Annotated in this window: 22 protein-coding genes; 13 read left to right on the forward strand and 9 right to left on the reverse strand. The window is 63.2% G+C overall.

Annotated elements, in window-relative coordinates; all coding sequences use genetic code 11:
- Window positions 1-24 precede the first annotated feature (24 nt).
- From ACFPN5_RS24100 to ACFPN5_RS24135, 8 genes are all read left to right on the forward strand, one after another.
- Window positions 25-402, forward strand: a complete 378-nt coding sequence (locus ACFPN5_RS24100; protein ID WP_379786387.1) for a PilZ domain-containing protein — start codon at window positions 25-27, stop codon at window positions 400-402.
- 28 nt (window positions 403-430) lie between these two features.
- Window positions 431-949, forward strand: coding sequence for a GNAT family N-acetyltransferase (locus ACFPN5_RS24105; protein ID WP_379786388.1), 519 nt, complete (start codon window positions 431-433; stop codon window positions 947-949).
- Between the two features lie 218 nt (window positions 950-1,167).
- On the forward strand, window positions 1,168-1,950 hold the full coding sequence (locus ACFPN5_RS24110) for a TatD family hydrolase (protein ID WP_379786389.1): 783 nt from the start codon (window positions 1,168-1,170) through the stop codon (window positions 1,948-1,950).
- Between the two features lies 1 nt (window position 1,951).
- Complete coding sequence (locus tag ACFPN5_RS24115) at window positions 1,952-2,638, forward strand: ankyrin repeat domain-containing protein (RefSeq protein ID WP_379786390.1); 687 nt, start codon at window positions 1,952-1,954, stop codon at window positions 2,636-2,638.
- A gap of 135 nt (window positions 2,639-2,773) precedes the next feature.
- Complete coding sequence (locus tag ACFPN5_RS24120) at window positions 2,774-3,724, forward strand: methyltransferase domain-containing protein (RefSeq protein WP_379786391.1); 951 nt, start codon at window positions 2,774-2,776, stop codon at window positions 3,722-3,724.
- A gap of 127 nt (window positions 3,725-3,851) precedes the next feature.
- Window positions 3,852-4,052, forward strand: coding sequence for a hypothetical protein (locus ACFPN5_RS24125; protein WP_379786392.1), 201 nt, complete (start codon window positions 3,852-3,854; stop codon window positions 4,050-4,052).
- 125 nt (window positions 4,053-4,177) lie between these two features.
- A complete protein-coding gene (locus ACFPN5_RS24130; protein WP_379786393.1) occupies window positions 4,178-4,402 on the forward strand; it encodes a DUF6139 family protein in 225 nt (74 codons plus the stop codon).
- Window positions 4,403-4,561: 159 nt separating this feature from the next.
- Window positions 4,562-5,464, forward strand: coding sequence for an aspartyl/asparaginyl beta-hydroxylase domain-containing protein (locus ACFPN5_RS24135; RefSeq protein ID WP_379786394.1), 903 nt, complete (start codon window positions 4,562-4,564; stop codon window positions 5,462-5,464).
- 27 nt (window positions 5,465-5,491) lie between these two features.
- Here the strand turns inward: ACFPN5_RS24135 and ACFPN5_RS24140 are convergent, their stop codons facing one another.
- The 3 genes from ACFPN5_RS24140 to ACFPN5_RS24150 all read right to left on the reverse strand — a co-directional run bounded on the left by ACFPN5_RS24140 (window position 5,492) and on the right by ACFPN5_RS24150 (window position 8,426).
- Window positions 5,492-5,929, reverse strand: coding sequence for a universal stress protein (locus tag ACFPN5_RS24140; RefSeq protein ID WP_379786395.1), 438 nt, complete (start codon window positions 5,927-5,929; stop codon window positions 5,492-5,494).
- A gap of 196 nt (window positions 5,930-6,125) precedes the next feature.
- Entirely contained in the window at window positions 6,126-7,118 is a 993-nt protein-coding gene (locus ACFPN5_RS24145; protein ID WP_379786396.1) for a tyrosine-type recombinase/integrase, read from the reverse strand.
- A gap of 357 nt (window positions 7,119-7,475) precedes the next feature.
- Window positions 7,476-8,426, reverse strand: coding sequence for a site-specific integrase (locus tag ACFPN5_RS24150; RefSeq protein WP_379786397.1), 951 nt, complete (start codon window positions 8,424-8,426; stop codon window positions 7,476-7,478).
- Between the two features lie 198 nt (window positions 8,427-8,624).
- Here ACFPN5_RS24150 and ACFPN5_RS24155 point away from each other — a divergent pair, with 198 nt between their 5' ends.
- Window positions 8,625-9,647 carry a DNA-binding protein gene (locus tag ACFPN5_RS24155; RefSeq protein WP_379786398.1) on the forward strand — a complete coding sequence of 341 codons (1,023 nt, stop codon included), beginning with the start codon at window positions 8,625-8,627 and terminating at the stop codon, window positions 9,645-9,647.
- A 30-nt stretch (window positions 9,648-9,677) separates the two neighbouring features.
- On the opposite strand, the gene ACFPN5_RS24160 is transcribed toward ACFPN5_RS24155, so the two are convergent.
- A complete protein-coding gene (locus tag ACFPN5_RS24160; RefSeq protein ID WP_379786399.1) occupies window positions 9,678-10,433 on the reverse strand; it encodes an SDR family NAD(P)-dependent oxidoreductase in 756 nt (251 codons plus the stop codon).
- Window positions 10,434-10,465: 32 nt separating this feature from the next.
- Here ACFPN5_RS24160 and ACFPN5_RS24165 point away from each other — a divergent pair, with 32 nt between their 5' ends.
- Window positions 10,466-11,467 (forward strand): LysR family transcriptional regulator, encoded by a 1,002-nt coding sequence (locus ACFPN5_RS24165; RefSeq protein WP_379786400.1) that lies wholly within the window; start codon window positions 10,466-10,468, stop codon window positions 11,465-11,467.
- Between the two features lie 685 nt (window positions 11,468-12,152).
- Here the strand turns inward: ACFPN5_RS24165 and ACFPN5_RS24170 are convergent.
- Window positions 12,153-12,548, reverse strand: coding sequence for a hypothetical protein (locus ACFPN5_RS24170; protein WP_379786401.1), 396 nt, complete (start codon window positions 12,546-12,548; stop codon window positions 12,153-12,155).
- A 465-nt stretch (window positions 12,549-13,013) separates the two neighbouring features.
- Between ACFPN5_RS24170 and ACFPN5_RS24175 the strand changes: the two genes are divergently transcribed.
- Both ACFPN5_RS24175 and ACFPN5_RS24180 read left to right on the forward strand, forming a co-directional pair.
- Entirely contained in the window at window positions 13,014-14,297 is a 1,284-nt protein-coding gene (locus ACFPN5_RS24175; protein ID WP_379786402.1) for a cation:proton antiporter, read from the forward strand.
- A gap of 59 nt (window positions 14,298-14,356) precedes the next feature.
- Window positions 14,357-14,551 (forward strand): hypothetical protein, encoded by a 195-nt coding sequence (locus ACFPN5_RS24180; protein WP_379786403.1) that lies wholly within the window; start codon window positions 14,357-14,359, stop codon window positions 14,549-14,551.
- Window positions 14,552-14,696: 145 nt separating this feature from the next.
- Here ACFPN5_RS24180 and ACFPN5_RS24185 read toward each other — a convergent pair whose 3' ends face one another.
- From ACFPN5_RS24185 to ACFPN5_RS24200, 4 genes are all read right to left on the reverse strand, one after another.
- Complete coding sequence (locus ACFPN5_RS24185) at window positions 14,697-16,127, reverse strand: DUF389 domain-containing protein (protein WP_379786404.1); 1,431 nt, start codon at window positions 16,125-16,127, stop codon at window positions 14,697-14,699.
- A gap of 14 nt (window positions 16,128-16,141) precedes the next feature.
- Window positions 16,142-17,659: a BCCT family transporter gene (locus tag ACFPN5_RS24190; protein WP_379786405.1), complete on the reverse strand. Its 1,518-nt coding sequence runs from the start codon at window positions 17,657-17,659 to the stop codon at window positions 16,142-16,144.
- Window positions 17,660-18,328: 669 nt separating this feature from the next.
- Window positions 18,329-18,928 carry an NAD(P)H:quinone oxidoreductase gene (gene wrbA / locus ACFPN5_RS24195; protein ID WP_379786406.1) on the reverse strand — a complete coding sequence of 200 codons (600 nt, stop codon included), beginning with the start codon at window positions 18,926-18,928 and terminating at the stop codon, window positions 18,329-18,331.
- A 399-nt stretch (window positions 18,929-19,327) separates the two neighbouring features.
- Window positions 19,328-20,491, reverse strand: a complete 1,164-nt coding sequence (locus tag ACFPN5_RS24200; RefSeq protein ID WP_379786407.1) for a tyrosine-type recombinase/integrase — start codon at window positions 20,489-20,491, stop codon at window positions 19,328-19,330.
- A gap of 124 nt (window positions 20,492-20,615) precedes the next feature.
- Here ACFPN5_RS24200 and ACFPN5_RS24205 point away from each other — a divergent pair, with 124 nt between their 5' ends.
- On the forward strand, window positions 20,616-21,218 hold the full coding sequence (locus ACFPN5_RS24205; RefSeq protein WP_379786408.1) for an isochorismatase family protein: 603 nt from the start codon (window positions 20,616-20,618) through the stop codon (window positions 21,216-21,218).
- The last annotated feature ends 14 nt before the right edge of the window (window positions 21,219-21,232 follow it).

The following is a 21,232-nucleotide window of genomic DNA, read 5'->3' on the forward strand; positions in this document are numbered from 1 at the left end:
GAAAGCACCTGAGAGGATATCCCGATGACCGGCAATACAACCGACCCCAACGCCTCGCTGGTACCGCGGCCGTCGGTGCTGTCGCTTGCCATCAAGGAAAAAGCGGCGCTGTACGCGGCCTACATGCCCTTCCTGAAGAACGGCGGCATGTTCGTCCCGACCACCAAGGCCTACAAGATCGGCGACGAGGTCTACCTGATCCTGTCGTTCATGGACGATCCCGCCAAATACCCGATCGCGGGCAAGGTCGCCTGGATCACGCCGGCCGGCGCCAACAACAGCAAGGCGCAGGGCATCGGCGTGCATTTTCCGCTGGACGAAAGCGGCCAGCGCGCCAGGATGCGCATTGAAGAAATCCTTGGCGCCGCCCTGCGTTCCTCGCGCGCCACCCATACCCTGTAATTTTTTTGCTCTAACTCATTTTCGCTCAATGCCGTCCTACGTCCACCGTCTTGCCCGCCGCGACGACCTGCCCGTCATCGTCGACATCTACAATTCGACCATCGCCTCGCGCGAAGTCACGGCCGATACCGAACCGGTCACCGTCGCCTCGCGCGAAGCCTGGTTCAACGACCATACGCCCGAGCGCCGGCCGCTGTGGACCATCCACGATGCGCTTGATACCTCCGAAGACCCGCCCGTGATCGGCTGGATGTCCTACTCGAACTTCTATGGCCGCCCGGCGTATTCCGGCACCGCCGAGCTTTCGATCTACATCGATGAAGCCTGGCGCGGCAAGGGCATCGGGAAATACTGCCTGGAGCAGGCGATCGCTTTTGCTCCGGACATCAAGGTGCATACCCTGCTCGGGTTCATTTTCGGCCACAACGTGCCGAGCCTGGCCCTGTTCCGCAAGTTCGGCTTCGACACCTGGGCGCATTTCCCGCGCGTGGCCAATCTCGATGGCGTAGAGCGGGATTTAATTATTCTGGGTAAACGCGTCGCCTGACACTCGGCTGTAGGGTGGTCGGCTCTACCCAAGTGCTTGATCATCCTGCGGCGTTGACGCCGCCCACGCGTTCAACCGGCTAGTAAGACCTCCCGTCGTTTCGCACGTTCGTTGAACGCGTGGGCGGCGCACGCGGCGCGTCGATGCACATACCCGGGTGGAGCCGACCACCCTACGTGTTCGTGACGCGACCTGCCGGCTGCCCGTACAATATCGGCATGTACATCGATTCCCACTGCCACATCAATTTCCCCGAGCTGGCCGCCCGGATGCCCGAGATCCTCGCCAAAATGGACGAGAACAAGGTCACGCACGCGCTGTGCGTGTCGGTCGACCTGCCGGACTTCCCGTCGGTGCTGGCCCTGGCCGAGCAATACCCGCACATTTACGCCTCGGTCGGCGTCCACCCCGACTACGAAGACACGCCCGAGCCGAGCGTCGCCCAGCTGGTCGAGCTGGCGCGGCATCCGAAGGTGATCGCGATCGGCGAGACCGGGCTCGATTATTACCGCCTCGAGGGCGACCTCGAATGGCAGCGCGAGCGCTTCCGCACCCACATCCGCGCCTCGCGCGAAACGCGCAAACCCCTGATCATCCACACCCGCGCGGCCAGCGCCGACACCATCCGCATCATGCGGGAAGAGGGCGCCGGCGTGGCCGATGGCGGCGTGGCTGGCGTGATGCACTGCTTCACCGAGTCGCTCGAAGTGGCCGAGGCCGCCATCGAGATGGGCTTCTATATTTCGTTTTCCGGGATCGTCACCTTCAAGAGTGCGAAAGACCTGCAGGCGGTCGCGCGCGCGGTGCCGATGGACCGCATCCTGGTCGAAACCGATTCGCCCTACCTGGCGCCCGTGCCCTATCGTGGCCGGGTGAACGAGCCGGGCTATGTGGCGCACGTGGCCGAATTCATCGCCACCCTGAAGGACCTGCCGCTGCGCGAAGTGGCGCAGCGCACGACCGACAATTTCTTCAACCTATTCCAGCACGCAAAGGCCTGAGATGAGCCATCCGCGCCGCGCCATCCTCGTCAACATTGCCTTCGCCCTGAGCCTGGGGCTGGGAGCCGCACAGGCCGCGCCTGCGGCACCTGCTGCGCCCAACGCTTCCCAGCTCAACGCCTTCTTCCGCGCCGTGCAGCTCGACGATGTCAAGACCGTCCAGGCTATGCTCGGCAGTAAGGTCAATGCGAACCAGCTCAATCCGCTCGGGGCCGAACCCGGGCTGGTGCAGGCGGTGCGCGAAGACGCGATGCGCGTGTTCCACGCCTTCCTGGCCCATCCGGGGACGGACCTCGAGGCCAAGGCCTCGAACGGCAACACGGCGCTGATGATGGCGGCCTACAAGCGCAACCGCACGGCGGTCGAAGCGCTGCTGGCCAGGGGTGCGAAAGTCGACCAGCCCGGCTGGACGGCGTTGCACTACGCGGCCGCCAGCGGAGACGACGCCATCGCGCGCCTGCTGCTCGCGCGCGGCGCCAAGGTCGACGCCGTGTCGCCCCTGAAAAGCGGCGCCTACACGCCGATGATGGTGGCCGCGCGCGAAGGCCACGACGGCACTGCGCTGCTGCTCATTACCCACGGGGCGGACCGCAGCCGCACCAACAGCGAGGGCCTCACCGCGGTCCAGATCGCCGAGCGTGCGGGCAAGCCGCGCGTGGCGAAAAGTATCGAACGCGGCCCGCGCTGAAAACCGGGAACCGTGAAACTGGCAGGTGTTCCTGCCCCAGCTCCGCCATTCGCCGGCGTCGGCCCACCCTCATAATGTTCCAGCTAAGTCAGTAATTACAACAATGCCAGGCTGGCGCCGACAAAGGGAAGTTTCATGCTGAACGAACGCGACAACGAAAGCTGCTACCTCGGGCAATTCATCCCGGTCCACTATCACCATAATATGTTGATGGACAAGAACCGCATGAATGCCTTCCAGGCGGCGATCGGCCACGCGGTGCGGCCCGGCATGAAGGTACTCGAACTGGGCGGCGGCACCGGGGTCCTGTCGTACTTCGCGGCCCAGCAGGCCGAGCGGGTGTACTGCGTCGAATTCAACCCGGACCTGGTGGTCGAAGCACGCCGCTTCCTTGCGATGAACCCGAACGGCCACAAGGTCGAGGTCATCCATGCGGACGCCTTCGACTACCTGCCGCCCGAGCCGGTCGACGTCGTCATCTGCGAAATGATCCACGTGGCCATGCTGCGCGAAAAGCAGGTGGCCGTGATCGAGGCCTTCAAGGGGCGCTACCTCGCCCGGTTCGGCGGCCCGCTGCCCCTGTTCATGCCGGAAGCGGTGGTGATGGCGGTCCAGCCGCTGCAGCAGGACTATGCATTCAACGGTTTCTACGCGCCGATCGTGCAGTTCCACGAGACGAACGTCGCTTATCCCGGCACGATCGAACTGGCCGCGCCCGCCGTCTACAGCGTGCTCGACTTCGCCGGACCCGTGGACAGCCTGATCGCCTGGCGCGGCAGCTTCGCCATCGAACGGGCCGGCACGCTGAACGCCTTGCGTTTCGTGACCAAGAACGTGCTGTCGATCCTGCCGCAACTGGGCAGCACGATCGACTGGCTGAATCACTACATGAGCCTGCCCCTGGCGCGTCCGCTGGACGTGGTGGCGGGCGACGTGATCGAGGTCGCCTTCGAATACCGCGCCGGGACGTCGATCCCGAGCCTGCAGGCGTCGCTGCGCGCAGGATTCGCGTGCGACGCGGCATGCAGCGAAGGCGGCAGGACCGCGGCAAGCCTGCCGGCGGCGCGCACTGCCGAATTCGCCTGAACGGGTAGATCGCTCATCCCCTGATTTGGCCGGTCCGTCGCGTCGGCCTGCCGTTCGTCGCAAGCCTTGCCAGACGCGCCGCCCGCGACCTTACAATGCTGCTTCACGATCATTTTCGGAGCATGCAATGTTCGGTTTCCTGCTGTGGCTGCTGTTGCTCCTGGTGTGCTGGCCGCTTGCCCTGCTGGCCCTGGTCCTGTACCCGCTGGTCTGGCTCCTGCTCCTGCCGCTGCGCCTGCTCGGCATCGGGGTTGACGCCGTTTTCGCCCTGCTGCGCTCGATCCTGATGCTGCCCGCTCGCGTGCTTGGACATACACCAGGACGCTAGCCGCGGGATGCCGTCGCGCCGGGCGGCAGAGTGTGGGGCAATTAACAGACGCGCCTAGCGGAAACGCCTACTGTGGAGCGGTCCGCTTTCATCCGAAAGCGCGCTTTTACTGTAAGGAAACGATTATGCGTCTTGATATTTACCGCAGAGCGGAAACCGACGGCAAGTTCTCCTACTTGGCCGTACCGGAGACCCGCAACATCCCTGAAGAAGCGACGAATACCGACTGGGAAGTGGAGGCGCGCGCCTTCGAGATCGACGACGACGCCGATCAGCTGCCCGACTACGAGATCGACAACCTGAGCGGACAGCTGGCCGAAAAAGGCTATGCGATGACGGCACTGCACTAAGCCGTCGCAGTCAAGCCGGGCCCGCGTTTTTCGACGGGCTCAGGCTGGACACTCAACCGTCTGTCTGCTTTTCGCCGGGCCCCAAGCGGGCGCCTGGCGAATTTGCTATGCTTTTTGCCCTGCTGCGATACGCTGGCTGCATAGACCAGCCCGGAGGGCATGATGAAGTGGACAGTCGTCGGCTTGTATTTTTACTCTGTTCTGCACATTCACTTGCGCGGAAAAGTGCGCCTGCCGCTGCGCCGCCAGCTGTTCGACCATTCATCGTTCATGGCACCGATCAATCTATTCATGCACCTGTTCTCGCGGGTGCCGAGCACGCCCTACATTCCCGTCCGCGAATTTCCCGAGCTGGCGCCGCTCGAGGCCAACTGGCGGGTCATCCGTGCCGAGGCGCTGGACATGATCGCCATGAAGAAGATCAAGGCCGCCGAACAGAACGACGACGCCGGCTTCAATTCCTTCTTCAAGACCGGCTGGAAGCGTTTTTACCTGAAGTGGTACGACGCCAGCCATCCGTCCGCGCGGCGCCTGTGCCCGCAAACCTGGGCGCTGCTGCAGGCGATTCCGTCGGTGAAAGCCGCAATGTTCGCCGAACTGCCGCCCGGGGCAAAGCTGAACGCGCACCGCGACCCCTTCGCCGGATCGATACGCTACCATCTGGGGCTGGCCACGCCGAACGATGACCGCTGCTTCATCGAAGTCGACGGGCAGCGTCACAGCTGGCGCGACGGGCAGGGCGTCCTGTTCGACGAAACCTATATCCACTGGGCCGTGAACGGCAGCGAAAGCGACCGCGTCATCCTGTTCTGCGACGTCGAGCGCCCGATGCGCACCCGCTGGATGGCGGCGCTCAACCGCTGGCTCGGCCGCACGATGATGACGGCGGCCAGCTCGCCGAACGAGACGGGCGACCAGACCGGGGTGGTGAGCAAGGCGTTTCGCATCTCGCACGCGATGGGACAATACCGGCGGCGCTACAAGGGGTGGAGCCCGCTTGCCTACAGGGTCACCAAACTGGCCCTGATCGCCGGCCTGGCCGCTTTCGTGGTCTGGATATGAACGCGTGCGCCCCGTCTGAAGCCGCGCTCAGCGATATACCATCACCGGAATCGCGCTGTGCACGAGCACTTTCTGCGTTTCGCTGCCCAGCAGCATGCCGCTGATGCCGCGGCGGCCGTGCGACGCCATGATGATCAGGTCGCATCCCCGCTGGCGTGCCGCCTGCAGTATCGCTTCGTAGGGCTGGTCGGACCGCACCAGCTCGGTCGTGAACGGCACGCCGGCTTCGCGCGCCGCATTCGCCACCACGGCCAGCTGCTGGTTGCCGCGTGCTTCGCTGGCGGCCAGGTATTCGTCCTCGGTGCTCTCGAGCATGTCGGCATTCGCCGTGAAGGTCTTGAAGTCGGGCAGCGCCGTCATCCCGACAAGCTCGGCGCCGGTCTCCTTGGCAAAGCGCACACCGGCGAGCACCGCGTGCGCAGACAGTTCCGACCCGTCGGTGGGCAATAGAATCCGTTTGAACATGATGGCTCCTCGAACCCGTCGCGCGACCAGCGTCCGCGCATGGTCACCCGCGTGCGGTCGGCCTTAGTCTGCGGTGCGAAGACGGGCGAGGTTTGATCCGCATCAAAAGGGCGCGGTCAGGGGCACAGGAAAAGGCCCGCGAATGCATCGGCTTGCGGATGCCTGACGCGTTGGAAGACTGTGCCTGGCTACAGCGTCAATTCGTCGGATCGGGTTTCACTCGGGTGAGTTGGTAGTCCGCCGCGGAACGTTCAAGCGCCAGGCCCAGAACGTCCTTGAGCTCGTCGGCGCTCGCGCCATTGTCGAGCTGGCGCTTCGCAAAGGTGTTGCGCAAGGTGCGCCCGCCGGAGCGCGACAGGTCCATTCCGGCACGTTCGAAGGTGGCCCGCATCTGCACGTAGACGGTTTTCCTGGTCATCCTGGCGCCGGTCAGGTTGGCCGGGAAGACGAACTGGCCCGGGATCGCCATCGTTTCCCGCTCCTGCAGCCAGGGGCGCAGCTCATCAACACCTTCGCGGGGGAGGGTGATCGTATGTTCATGGCTCGTGTCGTGTTTCTCGTCCGGGGTGATGGTCAGCATGATCGATCCGTCGATGGAGACCTGGCGGCCCACCTCCGGGATCAGCAAGCCGATCGCTTCGGACACGCGCAGCCCGGCCAGTGCAATGACGACCTGCATGGCCCGGTCGCGCCGCCGCTTCCAGCCATCGAAGGGCGTGCTGTTTCGGCGCCGTGGTGCTTCCGCCGGCAGGGCGGCAAAGAAACGCTCCAGCTGATCCTCCGACAAGGTTCGCCCGGCCTCATCTTTTGTCATGTGGGCGCGGTCGATGCCGAGGATCGCCTGCTGCGCCGGATTGGGCGCCACTTCGAGGTGCTCGTAGCAGCGCTCCAGCAGACGCAGGTAGCGGTAGGCGATCTTGCTGTTCAGAACGCGCTTGCCCTTGACGGTGCGGTCAATGAAACGCACCAGGTCTGCCTGCGTTACCGTCGAGAAGGTGAGTCCTTGTTCCAGGATCCAGCTCGCCACGTTCGCGAACATGAAAACATAGATCTTGGCCGATTCGGCAGATAGCGCCCTCATAGTGCCGTCTGCGCGCAAGCGGCGGCCAGTCTCTGCGAAGGCCGTGGTGGACACGAATTCCTTGAATGCCCGAACCGGGTCGGCATTCCACGAAGCCAGAGCATGCATGGTGGGCCTTATTGGATTGTGATGGTATGCCTTATTATAAAACGTAACTAACCAACGCGGATTTTCAAAAAAACAAACTACTTATGCGCTAACGACTACTAAACAGATAACAATAATCAACCAAAGCCACCAGGGAAGAGGGTTTTTGACCAATCTTTTCGTCGCCACGTATGATTGGAATGGCAATTGTTTTTGGCGCATTTTCGCGACCTTTTGTCTTGAGTAATTCAAGGTAAGGAGAAACCGGCAGGGGACGGGTGCCTCTCGCGAGGCCAGGCATGGCCTGGTTCCGTCCAGCCGCCACCGAAAACAATGTTCGAGCCGTACACGAAAAGTGATCCGCGGCTCGCCGAACCATCAGAGGACTGTGGCGCCAGCCTGTCCGTGTGCCGCACGCATGGTTGCGAACGGATCCGCGGCGTCCATATAGCGCATGGCAGAGTGGGCATCCTGCCAGCCTACGTATTCCATCAGTGTTTTCAGGTCCCAACCGTTCGACGTCGCCCAGTTGGCGAAGCCCCGGCGTAACGAATGACTGCTGTACTGGTGCGCGAGCGCGATGCCTGCGTTATGAAACAGGGTCCTCAGCACCGGAACCAGGCTGTTGATATGCAGCCCGGCTTCGCTGATGTTTCCCCATCGATCGACGGCGCGAAAGACGGGGCCATCGGTGATGCCTGCCAATGCAATCCAGGCGAGATACGCGTCGACCGGACAAAGTGCACGCAGTGCGGGTGCCTTGAACGTCTTGCCGCGGGACTCCCGATCGCCTTTTGATTGGGAAAGGAAGCAAGTCATTCCCTGGCCAGACACCGCATTGACGTGCTCAACCCGCAAGCGTGCGAGCTCGTCGCCGCGAAAACCACGCCAGAAACCCAGCAGGAGAAGGGCACGGTCGCGTGTGTAGCGCAGCTGTTCCGGCTTGCGGCCGACCAGCGCGGCAGCCGCAATCGCTTCATCGAGCCAATGCGCGATCTGGCCCACCTGTTCGAGCTGGATCGGCCTTGCCTGTTTCTGCTGTGCAGGATGCAAGGCACGGATCCCCTTCATCACTTTGCGCACGATTTGAGACTTGGTAGGGTCGGCAAACCCATGCGTGTGATGCCAGTCGGCGAGCGCCGCCAGGCGCTGCTGCAGCGTGCTGATCGACAGCGTCTTGGCGTGCTCGGCGAGATAGCGCGCGACGGTATCAGGACTCGCCGGCAGCAGGCCACCCCATTCCGCCTCGAAGTGCTGCAAGGCGGAGCGGTAACTGCGCCGCGTGTTTTCGCGCGTGGCGGCGCGCGCATAGATCTCGACGGTGCTCATGATGCGTTTTATCCAAAAAGCCCCCGGCAGAGGGCGGCTGTACTGGTCAACTGGATTTTAACGCCAGAACAGATGCTCATGCGGGATAATTTCTTATTATCAAGCGTGATTTTTGGCCGAGTCGCCACCGATAAAGAAATAAATACGGTATGTAATATGGTAGTGTGTAACTAGTACGTTATTTTAACGAGGATCGATATGGCGCGCGCCGGAGTGTATTTTTCTGACGTCAAACGCGCACGGGATGGCCTGGTGGCCGAGGGACGGCATCCCTCCATCGACGCCGTCCGAGCCGCGCTTGGCAATACCGGATCGAAGACCACGATCCACAAATATCTGCGCGAGATCGAGGCCGGGGAGGGTGCCCGGAAGGCCGGCGTAAGCGACGCCATCGGCGCCCTGGTCACCCAGCTTGCCGATCAGCTCCAGGCCGAATCCGCTATCGAAGTCGAAGCGATTCGGGCCCGGATGGCTGAACAGCACGAAGCGCACGAGCAGGCTCAGGCCGGGCTGGAAGCGCAGCTTGCCGACGCACGGCAGACGCTGGAGGCGGTTTCCCGGCAACTGGCAAGGACCGAGCACGACCTCGCCGGGCTAAAAGAACAGCTGGGCGTTGAACAGATCGCCCGGCACACCGCCCAACAGCACAATCGCGATCTCGGCGAACGGCTGGCCGACGCGCAGCAGCACCAGGCATCGCTGGAAGAAAAGCACCGGCATGCGCGCGACGCGCTGGAGCACTATCGAAGCGCGTCGAAGGAACAGCGCGAACAGGAGGTCCGGCGGCACGAGCAGCAGGTCCAGGCCTTGCAGGCCGAACTGAGGCAGGCGCAGCTTGGTGTCTCGGCCAAGCAGGAAGAACTGACCCACCTGAACAAGGAAGCCGCAGCGCTCGCCACCGAACTCGGCACGAGCAAGCAGTCCTTGCACCTTGAACGGGAAACCGGCCGGAGCCTCGCACGCAAGGTCGAGCAGCTGCAGGCAGGCGAAACGCGCGCGGCCGTGCTGGAGGCAGAGCTGGCCGAGAGCCGGTCCCGGGTGTCGGCAGCTGAGCAGGCATCGGCACGCGCTGCGGAACTGTGCCTCGAACTGCGCCAGCAAAAGGCCGTGCTCGAGGCCCGGCTGGCCGGCGCCCAGGACGCGGCCGCGCTGGAGGAACGCCTGGCCAAGCTGGACAAAGCAGTGTTCGGCGCGGGAGAAGGGCGGGAAGCCGGGGAGTGACTTTGTCGAAAAGCCGCGCTACGACCAGGCTTAAATCTGGCGCATGCCGCCGTCGACGAACAGTTCGATTCCGCTCACGAAACTCGCGTCGTCCGATGCGAGGAAGACCGCGGCCTTGGCAATCTCGTCCGGCTCACCCACGCGGCCCATTGGAATCAGCGAAGCGAGATGGTCGAGGAACCCTTGCTGCTGACCTGGATCGGAACCAACTAGTTCGACCAGGCCAGACGTCTTGATTGGACCAGGGCTGAGGGTGTTCACACGGATACCGCGCCCTTTCAAATCGATAATCCAGTTCCGGGCGAACGCACGCACGGCCGCCTTCGACGCAGCATAGACACTGAACGATTCGGTACCGCCACTGGCCGCAGTCGAGCCGGTCAGGATCACCGACGAGCCTTTGCCCAGCAGCGGCAAGGCGGTCTGCACGGTGAACAGGGTGCCTTTCACGTTGCGCGAAAACGTGTCGTCGAAGTGTTCCTCGGTGATCTGGCCGAGGGGCAGGAGCGAGCCGCCGCCGGCGTTTGCTACCAGCACGTCGAGCTTGCCATGCTTCTGGTTGATCTGTTCGAACAGTGCCTGCAACTGCGCGATATCCGACGAGTCGACCCGCGCGCTTTCCACGCCATCGCCAATGGCCTGGACGGCTGCATCAAGTTCGGCCTGGCGGCGACCGGTGATGTAGACTTTTGCGCCTTCGCTAACGAAGCGCCTGGCGATGGCCAAGCCGATGCCGGTGCTTCCGCCGGTAACGACCGCTACTTTTTGTGCAAGTTTCAGTGACATGATTTCCTATGGCTGTTTGATCGCGTCTGGATGTGAACGCAGAACTCAGTGTGCGGCGGGAGCGAAAGAGGGAGAAGACAGGCGGGAGTCATATCATTTATGCTTGTACTGCATGGATCGAATGGGCGCGTGCCAAAATGGATAAATTGCTGTGGATGCATTGCTTCGTGCGAGCCGTCGAAACCGGAAGCTTCTCCGCGGTCGCCAGGGAGCTGCAAATCGGCCAGCCGAATGTGAGCCGGCACATTGCCTCGCTCGAGAGACTGCTCGACACGCGCTTGCTGCATCGCTCGACGCGTCAGCTGGCGATGACGCAGGAAGGGCAGAAATACTATGCGCAGGCACGTCACGCACTCGATGTCATCTCGCAAGCTGAGTCCGATGCGCGTGGAGAACAGAATCCTCATGGCTTGCTCCGGGTGGCGTGCGCGGAAAGCCTGGGTACCGAGGTGCTCATGGCATCCATGCCGGAGTTCCTGTCCCGCTATCCGGACGTACAAGTCGAGCTGCGGCTCGGCGACAACTACATCGACTTGATCGCCGAAGGCGTTGATATCGCGGTTCGGGGCGGGGCACTCAAGGACAGTGCGTTCAGGGCGCGTCGTGTCGGTACATCGGAGCGTATCTGCGTCGCCAGCAAGGCGTACCTGGCGGCACATGGGGCGCCGGCCGAACCTCCTGATCTGCTACACCACGAATGCGTCATCTACACCTTGTTGGGAAGCGGGGGCTGGCCATTCAAGACCGGCGAAGTGCATGTCGGCGGCCGCCTGCGGCTGAACAGCCTGGAAGGCATTCGACGCGCGGTCTCGCGCCACATGGGCATAGGCTATCTGCCATCATGGATGGTTGCCGGCGAACTCGAACGTGGTGAACTCCAGGCGGTATTGACCGATTACACGGCAGTCGGCACGCCGTTGAACGCCTTGTATGCGGCCGAGCGGCTGCTTCCTCAACGTGCATCGGTGTTCATCGAATTTATCAGCAGCGTTTTTTCCGCGACACGCGGACTCAACGGGGTATCCCTCGTTTAGGTCCCGTTGCTTGAGGCCGGCTTTTCTACAACTGTTCGCGAGCGTGGGCCGAGTTCCCGGACATTACCGATAATAAGAATGACTTCGCATAATCTATATTATGTCAAATGCGTTCTCCAGCAAGGCTGATAATCTATGGGACAGCAGTTCCCTGCCTGGTCCGGGCTGCGAGAAAGACGTCGGCGCGAACCTGCAGATTTCAGGCGACTTGACCGCACTTCGCTGTCGAACTTGTCCGCTGCCGGGGCCACTCTGCTGGATCGCCGCCGCTCCCAGAGATACGCCCTGCGATTCAGCATTCAGCCTGGAACGTTGCCAGGTCGTCAGCGTGTTCGACCGGTGCGGCTACGCGCTGCTGAACGCGAACCGGATTTTGCAACTGGAGGATGACGGCGGCTCGGCTCCACGCGCCACGCAGCGTGAACCTGCAGCGCCGTCTTCGCTCTTCCTATGCGGCATGGCAGCGCCGAAGCGAATGAACGGCGCATCGTCTCCGACCGCGCCTGGCTCGAAGAAGGAAGCTCCCGCTAGCCCGGACTCGAGCCGTCACGATGGACGGGCGCGAATCCCGAACCGCCGGCGGCCACCCTGGTTCGCGAACAGTGTCATGCGCTAAACGGGACGTTGCGGGCGACATCAGTTCGCAGCGCTGCCATGGCGCTGGCGAGCCCGGCCGCGACAGGAGCTAGCAGGCTTTACAGGCGATCGGCAAGCTGCCAGATAGCTCTCGATTCCTGCAGAGTTGCCATCGATCCGACCAGACTGCGCCGGCATGAATGGAATAGGTCGCCTGAACCATCGCGAAGGCGAACGCTTGCCCACACACTGGTTGGCCTCGCCGTCGCTCGCGGCAGAGCAGTTGCGAGACCTCCACTGCCGTGCCCGTGCCCTGGATCGGACCAAACTCGACAATAGTAAACATAATGTCGAGTTCTCTGATTTGTCTGCACTTGAGCGGATCAGCGCTGGCTCGGCTGACGCATTGGTTTTTGCGCCAGGCCAGCCGATCGTGAAGCGCCAGTCGACCGGTCGCCGGTTGCAATCGCCAGCGGCAAGGCTTTTTCAAGTCGTAGAGCAGCATTCAGTTCATCCATTAATTTGGTCGGGAATCTTGCCCTGACCCTTGCCGCCACCACCCTGAGCTGCGCATGGAAAAGGCTTTTGCCTTCGCCTGGATCTCGATCCCGTGATCGCGCAGCCGGTGACGGGGCACTTTCAGTGATCATTCGGTGCTCCGGTTATCCAGCCTGCTCGCGGATCGATTTCACGGTGCCTCTTCCCCGTGTCTGCAACGCTTCCTGGATATGCTGGATCGGCGAGGTCTTTGGCGTCCAACTGCACACGTGCCCCTCTCCAGCTCCGGGCCGCCCTGCTCCGGCGTGTGCCCGCACGTTCTGTCCAACTTACCGCTGTCAGGAAGCTCCCCGGGGCCTGCTTTGGTGGTGCACTGCACAGACAAAGGTTGCGGCGCCGCGAGACTATGGTCAACCGATAAAGGTGCGGAGTGGCGGTCACCAGGCTGCCACCGCGTGTGGAAAGGCTTGCATTGCAAAATTTTCAGTGGTTTATGCTCGTTGGCGGCCTGATGGTTGCGCGCGGCCTCTGGGGCTCGACAATTGCCCGCTTGCCTTTCACGTCGGCCACCATTTATCTTGCCATTGGCCTGGCGCTGGGCCCGCTGTTCCTCAACCTGTTCCGCTTTGATCCACTGCGCGAAGCGCCGGTGCTGGAGGTCGTTGCCGAAGTGGCGGTCCTGATCTCGCTGTTTTCGGCCGGCATCAAGATGCCCGTACCGTTCACATGGTCGCGCTGGCTCCCCGCGATACGCCTTGCCTGGCTGGCGATGGCGCTCTCTGTCCTCCTGATCTCGGGCTTCGGTGTGCTTGTACTTGGATTGCCCGTTGGCGCGGCAATCCTCCTTGGCGCCATCCTGGCACCGACCGATCCGGTGCTGGCAACCGACGTCCAGGTGCGCCATGCCGGTGACAATGATCCGCTACGGTTCACCCTCACCTGTGAAGCAGGCCTGAACGATGGCAGTGCCTTCCCCTTCGTCATGCTCGGGCTGGGTCTGTTGGGCCTGCATGAACTTGGCGAGGGGGGAACTACGTGGCTTCTCGTCGATGTCGCCTGGGCAACTGCAGGCGGTATTGCCGTGGGCATTGCGTGCGGGGCCACCCTCGCCTACCTGAGCGCCGCTTTACGCAAGCGCATCGCCAAACACGAAGTGCTCGACGACTTGCTTGGCCTTGGCTTGATTGGCGTGTCCTATGGCATCGCCTTGTCGGTGCATACCTACGGCTTCCTCGCCGTTTTTGCTGCTGGCGTCGCCTTGCGCCAGACCGAGTTGCGGCTGATCCACGCCCGGACGAACGACGAGGGTCTGCTCGAGCCCGAGGTCGATGAAGCCCACACGCCCGCCGTGGTGCCAACCGCCCCGACGGTGAGCGGCGGCGCACTGGTGTTCAAGGAGCATCTCGAACGCTTGTCCGAACTGACACTGGTTCTGCTGTTGGGCGGCGCCGCCAGCTTGGCCCTCGCCGAGTGGCGGCCGTGGCTGCTGGCCTTGTTCGTATTCTTTATTGCGCGCCCCCTGAGTGTGCTCACAAGCATGATCGGTGCCGGTATCGGCGGACGCGCGACCGCCATCACGGCATGGTTCGGCGTACGCGGCATTGGTTCGATCTACTATCTGACCTATGCCATCAACCATGGCTTGCCACCATCCCTGGGGCGTGAGCTGATCAACGCAACTCTGGCCGTGATTATGCTGTCGATCCTGCTGCATGGAGCAAGCGTGACGCCTCTGCTCAACCGATACTGGCGCTGAGCGGGCATGAACGGAAGCACGTGCGAATCACCCGACCAGTCAAGACAGGAGGTGACCAGGTGGAATACAAGATTGCGCGAGGCGCAAGAAGCGACCCCAGCGAAGCGCTCGCTGCGCTGGAAGAAGAAGTCAATGCGAACCTGGCCACGGGCTGGCGTCCGATTGGTGCGGTGACCTTTACGTTTTTTGGGAACTACGAGAAGCCCTCTCATGGTTTTGTCGCACTCCAGGCAATGATCAGGGACGCTCCTTGAGCTGGCGGCGGAGGACGAAGTAACTCGGCGACACTGTCGGTGTAACACCGCTGGCACGTGCACAGTGACGCCAACACAATTTGCCCAAATGTATAACGCGTGGAATAGCATGCAATAAAGATGTCAGGCGCTGCAGCCGTTGCGTCTAATCGGTCTCTGCTGGCGCCAAGGAGGGCGCGCCCGTCGGGGCGGACCGCACGATGTTCCCCCGCTTGGCGGCAAGGACGACTCGCACGACCCCGCTCCCCGTTCGTACCTTTAGCCAGGCATTGATCCGCTTCACCTCGTCCGCTCGGGGCAGGCGGCGGCAGTCCGCGCTGAGGAAGGGCACGGGTGCTCCCTGCCCTTCCCCCGCCGGCACCGCCCTGCCCGTCAGCACGTTCCCACATTGCGGATACTGGGCCTCGAACTCGCGCGTCACGGCGGCGGCCTGATCTATCCAGCCCCGCTGCCCCGTCAACTGCTTCCGCAATGCGGCGATCGCCGCATCCTTGTCCTGCAGGGCCTGCTGGTTGTTGCGCACGATATCGGCCAGGAGTTCGGCCTTCAGGCCGCCGACATCGATCTTGTCGGTGTCGGCAGCCTGCGCCTGGTGCACGGACAGGCGTGCGTGCTTCAACCCCGCCGCCGGCAGGCGCGCTTCGATCGCCTTGATCGAGGATACGGGAAGCCGCGGCCCTATCAGCGTGACCTCGATCTCGTGGGAGGCCGGCGTCAGGCGCGTATCGAGCACGTGCACCTTTGCCACCTTGAATTCCTTGCGGACGAAGTCGCGCGCCCGGCTCTTGAAGACTTCGTTGTCCACCAGGCGCGCGGCCAGGTAGATACTGGGCAGGCCGGTCAGCAGAACGATGGCCAGCAGCGCGCCCTTCACATGGCGCTCGCGGCGCGGGTCGAGGAACTTGCGATGCGGCAGGCGCAGGAACTCGATGACCACGACCGCCGCGAAAGCGATGAATACACAATTAATCGAGAACAGGTAAAAGGCCCCGCCGAAAGCGGCCCAGTCGCCGTTGGCCAAACCGTACCCCGCCGTGCACAGCGGCGGCATCAGGGCAGTCGCGATGGCCACGCCCGGAATCACATTCGATTTTTCGCGCCGCGTCTGGCCGATGATGCCCGCCAAGCCACCGGCCAGCGCAATGAGCACGTCCCACAGGGACGGGGTCGTCCGTGCCAGCAACTCGGACTGGGCTTCGTCGAGCGGGGTCAGCATGAAGTACAGCGTCGAGGTGAGCAGGCTGATCCCGGCAGCGATGGCAAGGTTCGCCAGCGAACGGCGCACCAGGGCGAAATCGAAGATACCGATGCCGTAGCCGAGCGCGACGATCGGGCCCATCAGCGGCGAGACGAGCATGGCGCCGATAATGACCGCGTTCGAATTCGTGTTCAGGCCGACCGAGGCGATCACGATGGCCAGCATCAGGATCCAGGGCGTGGCGCCCCGCAACTCCACACCGGCGCGCAAGCTGCGGTCGATCTCGGCGTCGTCTGCCTTGTCGTCCAGCAGGCTGAAGCGATGGGCGATCGCCTCGCGCAGGGAGGGTGAGCGTGGTCGGGATGGAGGTGCGTTCATAGGCTGGTCCATGACTATGTGACGATCATCTCGCGCATACGGCGCTTCAGTTCGCGTTCGCGCCGCGCTTCCTCCAGCCAGTCTTCCCGCAGGGCGCGCCACAGGGAAATCACCATCAGGACGATCACCAGGGCAAACGGTAATGCGAACAGTATGGTGGCACTCTGCACGGCCTTCAGTCCACCCGCCAGCAGCAGGCTGATCGCAATGCCTGCCACCAGCACGCCCCAGAGCACCTTGATTTTGCGGGGCGGGTTCGGGTTGCCGCCGGTACTCATCATGCCAAGTACCAGCACGGCCGAGTCTCCGGACGTGACAAAAAAGACGAACACAAGCAATGTGGCGAGTACCGACATCACCAGCCCGAACGGCATCGCATCGAACATGGCGAACAGGCCGGTCGCCACATCCGCCTTCACAGCTTCCGCCAATGGCACATGCTGCCAGATCTCCATGTGCAGGGCGGTTCCGCCGAAGATCGAGAACCACAGGAAGGCCGCCAGCGACGGCGCCAGCACGGTACCGAGAATGAATTCACGGATGGTGCGTCCGCGCGAGACACGAGCGATGAACAGTCCCACGAACGGGGACCAGGAAATCCACCAGGCCCAGTAGAAGATCGTCCAGGTGCCGACCCAGGTGCTGTCGCGGAACGGCGTTGCACGCAGGCTCATTCGGATGATCTCGCTCAGGTAGCTGCCAAGGGTATTGGTGAAGGTATCGATGATCGCCACCGTCGGTCCCAGCAGGAACACGATCAGGGCCAGCAAGGCTGCGACGCTCATGTTGAAGTTGGACAGGTAGCGGATACCCTTCTCGACGCCCGTGACCGCCGACGTGATGAATACGATGGCGGTCAGGACGATGATCGTCACCTGAGCCGCCCCGCTGACCTCGACGCCGAACACGGCGTTCAGGCCACTGTTGATCTGCAACGCACCGACGCCGAGCGAAGCGGCGACGCCGAAAGCCGTGGCCACCACGGCAAGGCCATTGAAGAGCCCACCCATCGACCGTACCGGCGCCCAAGGCAAGGCGCCAATCACCGTACTGATCAGGGGACTGCCGGCGCGCCTGTACTGGAAGAACGCAATCGCCAGGGCCACCACGCTGTACACAGCCCATGGGTGAATGCCCCAATGGAAGAACACGTAACGCATTGCCGCATTCGCCGCTTCCGGCGTGTGCGACATTGTGCCCGGCGGAGCGGTGGCGTAATGCGATACTGGCTCGGCAACGCCCCAGAACACCAGGCCGATCCCCATGCCGGCGGCGAACAGCATGGCGAACCAGCTCCCGACACCGAACTCGGGCTCTTCATCCTCGCTGCCGAGTTTCAGGTTGCCGTAGCGGCTGAAGGCGACATAGGCTGCGAATACGACCAGGCCCAGTACGACCCACAGGTACAGCCAGCCGAAATTGCGGGTCAGCCCCGCCAGCAGGATGTCGAACGCGGCGCCCATGCTACCGGGGGCAAAAATGCCCCATAACACGACGGCCAGGATGAAACCTGCAGAAAGCAGCATTTGCATGTTTGCCCACTCCTTTATGTTTATTTTGCGTGTGGGAAAAACCCGGTTCAGTCCCGGCGGGCAGACCCCGCCTCCTCCTCAAGGGTCCCGGATGTGGACGGGACGACCGTTACGCGCCCGGGAAAGTCGTGCGCCGCTAGCGGGCACCGCTGTTGGACGAAGTTCTGTCGGAACGAAGGTATCCGGTCGCTCTTGTCCGCCGGGCGATCGCAGAAACGCCAGGCTCCGTAGGGAGATGAATTGTAGCAACTGGAAAGCATTTGTACAAATGCACATCAACCCGGCCGTACGGCTCGAGCTGTTGCGGGTAGCCGACCCGACGACCTCCCGCTCGCACGCGGCGCCGTCGCCTGACGAACTGACGCAGCTCGCATCACCCGAATTGACCAGGCGAGTGCCACTGCACGAGAGTTCCTCGCCGCTGAAAACATCGGCCATGGGGCGCAGTGCCGTCCGGGGGAACCGCCCTCCAGATCGCCGATCATGTTACGTACGGCGGCAGCGCCGATGTGATCATGGGCACACGTGGACCGGGACCGATGGAGAACCTGGTGACCCGGTCGGAGGCATCACGCGTGATTTACCACGTTCAGTTGCCTATTACGCTCATCAAACAGGTTTGCCCTGTCCAGTTGCATGGGCGCTCTGGTCGCGGCCAGGACCCTGCCCTCAACCGAACAGCTTGATCGCCGTCGCCGCCACCAGCTGCCCCTGGTGGCGCGCCCCGTCCAGTTCATTCCGGCTGGGCTGGCGCTCGCCCTTGCCGCCTGCGATGGTGCTGGCGCCGTAGGGGCTGGCACCGGTGATTTCGTCGAGGGTCATCTGGCCGGCGAAGCTGTATGGCAGGCCGACCACGACCATGCCGAAGTGCAGCAGGTTGGTGATGATCGAGAACAGCGTTGTCTCCTGGCCGCCGTGCTGGGTGGCGGTCGAGGTGAAGGCGGCGCCGACCTTGCCGTGCAGAGCGCCGCGCGCCCACAGGCCGCCGGTCTGGTCGAGGAAGGTGGCCATCTGCGACGGCATGCGGCCGTAGCGGGTGGGCGCGCCGATGATGATGGCGTCGTAGCCGGGCAACTCGTCGACGGTCGCGATCGGTGCTTGCTGGTCCAGCTTGAAATGGGCATTCCGGGCAACGGCCTCGGGAACCGTTTCCGGCACCCGCTTGACCACTACTTCCGCCCCGGCCGCCCGCACACCTTCGGCCATGGCGTTCGCCATCTGCTCGATGTGGCCATAGGTGGAGTAATACAGAACCAGTACCTTCGCCATGCGACTCTCCTCGACAATGAAATGTAAAAAGGATGACGGCGACTGCCTGCAGTCGGCAGTTCATCCGCGCGCTGCCTATGCTACCCCTATCCCGCGGGGCGGCTCGTCCGGAACAGCTCCGTCAAAGCCTGCCTTGATTCTTTGGGATACTTTCCAGGCGGTTCAAAACCCTCTTCCTTGGTCGCTTGGGCGAGTATCGCGATTGTTTTCGTAGTCGGTGGCGTTAAAGATGATGGTTTTTTAAAAACGCTCTGTTGGTTAGTTACGTTTCTTGCCGGAGTGCCCCGCCGCAATCGGTTGCGCATGGCCTCGTCAGGAATTCGCGTCCACGGCGGCGCCTGCCGAGACCGGCCTGCGCTTGCGCGCCGCCGGAACAATCCCGGACACATTCCAGCACTGTCACTTCTCGCGCTTCTTCTCGACCGAGGCGATGATCTCGTCGTGCCGTTCGTGATCGGTCTTGTGCAGGTAGGCCGCCGTGGTGGCGATGTTGGCATGCCCTGCCGTGTCCTGGAGCGTTTTCAGCTGCACGCCATTGTTCGCGTGGTTGGTCAGCATGCTGTGGCGCAGCCAATGCACGGACGCGTGGCGCAGGCTGGCCGCAATATCGGCCTCCCCTGCCTGTGTCGCCGCCGATGCCGCTTCGGCGAAGACCCCTTTCAGGGCCTCGGCCGCCGCCTCGTCGGTGAGGCGCCTCACCGTGCGGCTCCTGCTCGACAGCACGAGCGGCATGCGGTCGGCACGCACAGTGTGCGGCGGCAAGCCGAACGCCTCGCGATACTGCCGGAAGGCGTCGAGCATTTCCTCGGGCACCGGCAGGCGGCGCGGCTTGTTCCCCTTGCCCAGCACATCGATCCACCAGCGACCATTGCCCTCGGTATAAATGGCGCCCATGTCCGCACCAACGAGTTCGTTCAGCCGCGCGCCCGTATGGGCAAATGCGACCAGCAGGAAACGGTCGCGCTCGCGCCGGCGCAAGGCGGCCGGGGAATCGGGCAGGCGGCGCGATACGATCGCCACCGCAAGCGCGATGGCTTCCGGTGTGAGGTAGCGCGTGATGCGGCTGGCCAGCGGTGCGCGCACGTTGCGCACCAGGGCGCCGGGGTTGCGGCGCAGGTAGCCGGTATGCTCGGCAAACGCGAGCAAGCCCTTGACGGCGATCATTGCCTGGCGCCGGCTCGGGTCCGACAGCGGCCCGGTGAACGGGCGATAGCGCGGGTCGCTGCGCGGCCATTTGGTCTTCGAGATCCAGTCCGGCGGCGGGTTGCGCAGGAATTCCTTGTAGGCGTTCAGGTCCGCGACGTTCAGCTGGGCCAGGGTTTTCTTTGCTTCTTCGCGGCACCAGGTCAGAAAGCGATATAGTTCCTTTTCGGTGTTGGCAATCGACTTGGCGCTCAGTTCGCCATTGGCGATGAACTCGCGGGCGATCTCGATATCGGTCTGGGCTTCGGTAATCGGGTCGTCGGCGACCCGGAACATCTTGACGTCGAGGCGGCCGCTGGGCGCGGCTTCACCGGCGTCGGGCGCGGGCGGTCTCAGGTCGATAGGGAGGAATTTTGTCATGGCTGGGCTGCAAACTACTGTATTTTTGTACAGTATAGCACGAGCCCTCATGCACATCCATATTCGTCTTGCAAACATGCCAAGCCGGGCCGCCCTCTTCTTACCACCCTGACAAGGATCAACCATGAACCCCCTGCACCTCGAACCGACCGATGCCCTGCTCATCGTCGACATGCAGTACGACTTTCTGCCAGGCGGCAGCCTCGGCGTGCCAAACGGGGACCAGGTGCTGGCACCGATCAACCGGCTCCTCGAGCTCTTCACGCAGCAGGGCCTGCCGGTCTACGCCTCGCGCGACTGGCATCCCGCGAATCACTGCTCGTTCGGGGCGCGCGGCGGCCCCTGGCCCCCGCATTGCGTCGCCGGCACCCGCGGGGCCGCGTTTTCCGACGCGCTGCAACTGCCGCCCGGCGCGACCATCGTCTCGAAGGCGGACACGGCCGACGTCGATGCCTACTCGGCCTTCAACGGGACGGGACTGGCCAGGCAGATGCGCGCACGCGGCGTCAGGCGCGTCGTCGTGTGCGGGCTCGCCACCGATTACTGCGTGCTCAATACGGCGCTGGACGCGCGCACGGACGGCTTCGAGGTCCTGATCGTCCCGGAAGCCATGCGCGCAGTCGAGGTGCAGGCGGGAGACGGCGAGCGCGCGATCGGCCGGATGGTCGAGCGGGGGGCGCAACCCGTGCAGGTGGACGAGCTGGTCGGGGAGGCGGCCGGCGCCTGAGCTTGCGCTAATAA

This window comes from Massilia niabensis, from assembly GCF_042655085.1.
In the GTDB taxonomy this organism is placed as follows: domain Bacteria; phylum Pseudomonadota; class Gammaproteobacteria; order Burkholderiales; family Burkholderiaceae_D; genus Telluria; species Telluria niabensis.